Annotated in this window: 3 protein-coding genes and 6 tRNA genes (1 of these 9 only partly in view); 2 read left to right on the top strand and 7 right to left on the bottom strand. The window is 70.3% G+C overall.

The window, feature by feature from the left end; genetic code table 11:
* Positions 1–155: 155 nt before the first annotated feature.
* The 7 genes from HMPREF3159_RS11455 to HMPREF3159_RS11425 form a co-directional block, all read right to left on the bottom strand.
* Positions 156–740 carry an HIT family protein gene (locus HMPREF3159_RS11455; RefSeq protein WP_070501129.1) on the bottom strand — a complete coding sequence of 195 codons (585 nt, stop codon included), beginning with the start codon at positions 738–740 and terminating at the stop codon, positions 156–158.
* The gene (thrS, locus tag HMPREF3159_RS11450; protein WP_070501128.1) at positions 737–2,737 is read right to left on the bottom strand and encodes a threonine--tRNA ligase; all 2,001 of its coding nucleotides are present in this window, start codon (positions 2,735–2,737) and stop codon (positions 737–739) included. Before thrS ends, HMPREF3159_RS11455 begins: the two co-directional genes overlap by 4 nt.
* A gap of 106 nt (positions 2,738–2,843) precedes the next feature.
* Positions 2,844–3,461 (bottom strand): FMN-dependent NADH-azoreductase, encoded by a 618-nt coding sequence (locus HMPREF3159_RS11445; RefSeq protein ID WP_070501127.1) that lies wholly within the window; start codon positions 3,459–3,461, stop codon positions 2,844–2,846.
* 191 nt (positions 3,462–3,652) lie between these two features.
* Positions 3,653–3,724 (bottom strand) — tRNA-Val (locus HMPREF3159_RS11440).
* A gap of 26 nt (positions 3,725–3,750) precedes the next feature.
* A tRNA-Cys gene (locus HMPREF3159_RS11435) sits at positions 3,751–3,821 on the bottom strand.
* Positions 3,822–3,887: 66 nt separating this feature from the next.
* Positions 3,888–3,960 (bottom strand) — tRNA-Gly (locus tag HMPREF3159_RS11430).
* A 26-nt stretch (positions 3,961–3,986) separates the two neighbouring features.
* Positions 3,987–4,058, bottom strand: a tRNA-Val gene (locus HMPREF3159_RS11425).
* Between the two features lie 376 nt (positions 4,059–4,434).
* On the opposite strand from HMPREF3159_RS11425, the gene HMPREF3159_RS11420 reads away from it, so the two are divergent.
* Together HMPREF3159_RS11420 and HMPREF3159_RS11415 are read left to right on the top strand one after the other, a co-directional pair.
* Positions 4,435–4,510, top strand: a tRNA-Gly gene (locus HMPREF3159_RS11420).
* 26 nt (positions 4,511–4,536) lie between these two features.
* Positions 4,537–4,565 (top strand) — tRNA-OTHER (locus HMPREF3159_RS11415); it runs 52 nt beyond the window's last position.

Here is a 4,565-nt window from a genome sequence, read left to right as displayed (position 1 = left end):
GGGGCCGACGGCCCGCGGCGGGCCGGGCTGGCGCGCGGGCGCGCCGGTCGAGCTGGTCACAGCGTGGCCCTGCCTCTCCCCCGGTGCTCGGTCGCGGTCGGCCGGTTCCCGACGTCCGCACGGCGCTCCCCCCGGATGCGCTCGGCCATGTTAGCTCAGGCCCCGCCGCCGCCGGGCCACGCCTCGGCGTAGAGCCGACGGGTGTCCGCGAGCAGGATCGGGAGGGCCTTGGTGCGGCCGACGACGGGCAGGAAGTTCGCGTCCCCCGCCCAGCGCGGCACCACGTGCTGGTGCAGGTGGGCGGCGATCCCGGCGCCCGCGACCTCGCCCTGGTTCATGCCCAGGTTGAAGCCCCCGGGGCCGGAGACCGCGCGGATCACGGTCATCGCGGTGCGGGTGATCTCGGCGACCTCCGCCACCTCCTCCTCGGTCAGCGCCGTGTAGTCCGAGACGTGCCGGTACGGGCACACCAGCAGATGGCCGGAGTTGTAGGGGTAGAGGTTCAGGATCGCGTAGGCGACGCGGCCGCGGTGGACGATGAGCGCGTCCTCGTCGCGGCGGCGCGGCCCCGCGCAGAAGGGGCACTGCTCGTCGTCGTGCGGGTCCTCGGGCTTGTTCTCCCCGCCGATGTACGCCATCCGGTGCGGGGTCCACAGCCGCTGGGTGTCGTCGGGGACGCCCGCGAAGTCGCGGGCGTCCTCGAGCGCGGGCTCGCCGCCGGGCTGGTCGGCCGGGCTCACACCTGCACCTTGTCGGCGATCGCGGTGACGATCCGCTCCACGGCCTCGTCGACGTCGATGCCGTTGTCCTGGCTGCCGTCGCGCATGCGGAAGGAGACCGCGCCCTTGTCCTGGTCCTCGCCGCCGGCGATGAGGAGGTAGGGCACCTTCTCCTTGGTGTGGGTTCGGATCTTCTTCTGCATCCGGTCGTCGGAGGAGTCGACCTCGACGCGCACGCCTCGGGCGCGCAGCTTGGCGGCGACCTCCTCGAGGTAGGGCACGTACTCGGCGGCGACCGGCACCCCGACCACCTGGACCGGCGCGAGCCAGACCGGGAAGGCGCCCGCGTAGTGCTCGAGGAGCACGCCGAAGAAGCGCTCGATCGAGCCGAACAGGGCGCGGTGGATCATCACCGGGCGCTGGCGGGAGCCGTCGGGGGCGGTGTACTCGAGCTCGAACAGCTCCGGCTCGAAGAAGTCCAGCTGGATGGTGGAGAGCTGCCAGGTGCGGCCGATCGCGTCCTTCGCCTGGACGGAGATCTTCGGGCCGTAGAAGGCGGCGCCGCCCGGATCCGGGACGAGGTCGAGGCCGGAGGCGGTGGCGACCTCCTCGAGGGTGCGGGTCGCCTCCTCCCAGGTCGCCTCGTCCCCGACGGACTTCTCGGGGTCGCGGGTGGACAGCTCGAGGTAGAAGTCGTCCAGGCCGTAGTCGCGCAGCAGGTCCAGGACGAAGCCGAGCAGGCTGGAGAGCTCCTCCTTCATCTGCTCGCGGGTGGTGTAGATGTGGGCGTCGTCCTGGGTGAAGCCGCGGGCTCGGGTCAGGCCGTGGACCACGCCGGACTTCTCGTAGCGGTAGACGCTGCCGAACTCGAACAGCCGCAGGGGCAGCTCGCGGTAGGAGCGGCCGCGGGAGCGGTAGACGAGGTTGTGCATCGGGCAGTTCATGGGCTTGAGGTAGTAGTCCTGGCCCTGCTTGGTGACGTTGCCTTCGGCGTCGACCTCCTCGTCCATGTGCATGGGGGGGTACATGCCGTCGGCGTACCACTCGAGGTGGCGGGAGGTCTCGAAGAGGTTCTTCTTCGTGATGTGGGGGGTGGAGACGAAGGAGTAGCCGGCCTCGACGTGGCGGCGACGCGAGTAGTCCTCCATCTCCATCCTGATCATGGCGCCCTTGGGATGGAACACCGGCAGGCCGGAGCCGATCTCGTCGGGGAAGGAGAACAGGTCCAGCTCGCTGCCCAGGCGTCGGTGGTCGCGGCGCTCGGCCTCGGCGATCCGCTCCTGGTGGGCTCGCAGCTCCTCCTTGGTGGGCCAGGCGGTGCCGTAGACGCGCTGCAGCATCGGGTTCTTCTCGCTGCCGCGCCAGTAGGCGGCGGCGGAGCGGGTCAGGGCGAAGCCGTTGCCGATGAGCTTGGTGGAGGGCAGATGCGGGCCGCGGCAGAGGTCGGTCCAGACCACCTCGCCGCGCCGGTCGACGTTGTCGTACATGGTCAGGCCACCCTCGCCGACCTCGACGCTCGCTCCTTCGGCGGCGTCGTCGGCGGTGGACTTCAGGCCGATGAGCTCGAGCTTGTAGGGCTCTGCGGCCTCCTCGGCGCGAGCCGCGTCGTCGGTGATCTCGCGGCGCACGAAGCGCTGGCCGGACTTGACGATCCGGTTCATCTCCTTCTCGAGCACCTTGAGGGTCTCGGGGGTGAAGGGCTCGGCGACGTCGAAGTCGTAGTAGAAGCCGTCGGTGATGGACGGGCCGATGCCGAGCTTCGCGTCGGGGTTCGTCTTCTGCACTGCCTGCGCGAGCACGTGCGCGGTCGAGTGGCGGAGGATCGAGAGCCCGTCGGGGCTGGAGATGTCCACGCCCTCTACGTCCTGCCCGTCCTCGAGCACGGTGTCGAGGTCGCGCAGCTCCCCGTCGATGCGCAGGGCGACGATCGCGGCGGTGCCCTCGAAGAGCGCGGTGCCCGTGGTCCCCTCCTCGATCTGCTGGGGGGAACCGTCGAGGGTGATGGCGATCTGGGCCACGTGCTGCTCCTTGCGTGTCGGGGTGAGCCGGCCGACGATGCCGGATCCGTCGTCGATGGTACCGGCCGGCGCGCCCGCGCCGGACCGGCCCCTCGACGCCGGCGGCTCAGAAGGAGCGCGCGAGCTCCCTCACCCGGAGGAGCGCCGCCTCCATGATCTCCTCGGCACGATCGGGCTCGTGGTCCATGCCCTCGGCGGCGAGGGTGTGGGTAGTGCAGCCCAGGAACTGGAACATGCCGGCGATGTACAGACTCGCGGGATCCTGCTGGCCGAAGTGGCCGCCGCTGGCCTGCAGGTGCACCACGGTCTTGTCCGTGACGAGGCCCTCCGCGTCGCCCTCGGCCGTGTACCGGAAGGTCACGCCGGCGCGGCAGACGGTGTCGATCCAGGCCTTCAGACGCGTGGGCACCGAGAGGTTCCACAGCGGGTTCGCGATCACCACCAGGTCCGCGCTCTGGAACTGCTTGGTGTACTGGTCGAACAGCGCCAGCTTGTTCTGCTGGGCACCGGTGAGGTGGGAGAAGTGCTCGCCTGCTCGCAGCCGCTCCCAGCCGGTCATCATGTCCAGGTCGATCTCGGGCACGGCGGTCTCGTACAGCCGCACGTCGCCGACCACCGTGTCGGGGCGATGCGCGGTGAGCTCCTCGACGAAGGCGTCGGCCATCGTCATGGAACGGGACTTGCTGGGGTCCAGCGGATGGGCACGGACGATGAGGGCACGCATGCTGAGGTCTCCTCCGGGTCGGCGCGGCGGGTGACGTGACGGCGGTCTCGTCACCGTCGAGCCTAGAGACCTCGGAGGCCGCGCACCGGGACCGAGGGCCCGGTGGGCCCCGGCTGCGGGACCCGGCGTGGGGCGCCTCTCCGCGGACGCAGAAGAGCCCCGGTCGGGGGGCCGGGGCTCTTCTGCTGGGGTGGGCGATACTGGGTTCGAACCAGTGACCTCTTCCGTGTCAGGGAAGCGCGCTACCGCTGCGCCAATCGCCCGGGACGGCACCGACGGGTACCGTTCGAGGTGGGTACGGGATTCGAACCCGTGTACACGGCTTTGCAGGCCGTTGCCTCGCCTCTCGGCCAACCCACCGGGTGACGCTCTCGCATCATGCGGAACAGCGCTCCCGACGCGAAGTCGGGAGCGCCGTTCCCCCGGAGCGGACGACCGGATTCGAACCGGCGACCCTCACCTTGGCAAGGTGATGCTCTACCAACTGAGCTACGTCCGCAGGACAGGGATCCGCGGATCCCGCCGTGGGCGATACTGGGATCGAACCAGTGACCTCTTCCGTGTGAAGGAAGCGCGCTACCGCTGCGCCAATCGCCCTGAGGTGATGCCCGTTCTCTCGATCGGACTTGAAGAAGCTTACATGCTCCCCACGGATGCTCGCGCCACTTCTTGATGTGACCTGCGTCCCGGTCGGTCGGAGCGGCCTCGGACCTGACGAGCCGACCCTCCGGCCCCACCGACACCCGGACCCCATCACCCTCCTCGATCCGACCGGTCGGGCGCGCCCCGCCCGCGGAGCGCGAGAGCGGAGCGCGAGCACGGCTCACACCCCGCACCCCCGACCGACCGGCCGGCACGAGCCCTCCGCACACCTCGACCCCGCCGCCCGTGACCTCGGACACTGAACACCGTCTGGGTTTGCACCGAGGGTCGAGGCGCGCCTAAGGTAACTCCTCGTCGGCTCAGCCGATGTGCGGACGTAGCTCAGTTGGTAGAGCATCACCTTGCCAAGGTGAGGGTCGCCGGTTCGAATCCGGTCGTCCGCTCCATCCCTCCCCCGCGCCTCCGGCGCGACGGGCGATTGGCGCAGCGGTAGCGCGCTTC

The organism is Brachybacterium sp. HMSC06H03 (genome assembly GCF_001807385.1).
In the GTDB taxonomy this organism is placed as follows: Bacteria; Actinomycetota; Actinomycetes; order Actinomycetales; family Dermabacteraceae; genus Brachybacterium; species Brachybacterium conglomeratum.
The sequence above is the reverse complement of the archived record's forward strand: the minus strand, read 5'-3'. Positions and strand labels throughout refer to the sequence as shown.

Excerpts from the sequence above, each read along its gene's own strand:
- HMPREF3159_RS11445 (WP_070501127.1), bottom strand. The coding sequence starts at position 3,461 with ATGCGTGCCCTCATCGTCCGTGCCCATCCGCTGGACCCCAGCAAGTCC.